Here is a 576-nt window from a genome sequence, read left to right as displayed (position 1 = left end):
AGGGTTGGAGATTGTTGACCTCACCGTCCAACCCGACCACGTTCATTTGTTCGTGAGTAGCCCACCGAAGCACGCCCCGTCACTTCTCGCCAACTGGTTCAAGGGAATCAGTTCGCGGAAGTACAATCACCGATACGCCGACCACGACGGCGAGAAAATCAAGTGGGAGCGCGGCTACTACGCCGGAACAGCAGGACACGTCTCAAGCGAAACGGTTCAAGACTACATCCAGCGTCAACAGAACTCATGAGTTCTGTTTGGCACACGAGAAACGCACGGCGTTTCTCGGGACGACACGAGGAGGGCAAACAGTGACCGAACTTACCGAGACGTTGGAACTCAAGCTTGTGGAGCCGAACGCTCACAAGCACCGGAAGCTCTGCGAGACAAAGCGGGCGTACCAAGACGCTCTCGAAACCGCGTTCAACGCGAATTGTACCACCCAGACCGAAGCGAATGACGTGGTGGTAAACTACGATCTGAGCGGATACGCGAAGAACGCGCTCAAGAAGTACGTCCCACAACTCTGTGGCGGAAGCTACGACGCGAACGAGATTCACGACGACCACCCTGTTC

The 576-nt window shown here is 55.9% G+C and carries 1 protein-coding gene and 1 pseudogene; both read left to right on the top strand.

The features are described from left to right. Positions 1 to 250: IS200/IS605 family transposase (gene tnpA / locus DVH23_RS23270; protein WP_114579702.1), on the top strand; the 250-nt coding region annotated here is incomplete at its 5' end. A 61-nt stretch (positions 251 to 311) separates the two neighbouring features. Further along, a pseudogene (locus tag DVH23_RS23265) lies at positions 312 to 576 on the top strand (RNA-guided endonuclease TnpB family protein); the annotation flags it as partial.

Source organism: Saliphagus sp. LR7 (assembly GCF_003344565.1).
Lineage (GTDB): Archaea > Halobacteriota > Halobacteria > Halobacteriales > Natrialbaceae > Saliphagus > Saliphagus infecundisoli.
The sequence above is the reverse complement of the archived record's forward strand: the minus strand, read 5'-3'. Positions and strand labels throughout refer to the sequence as shown.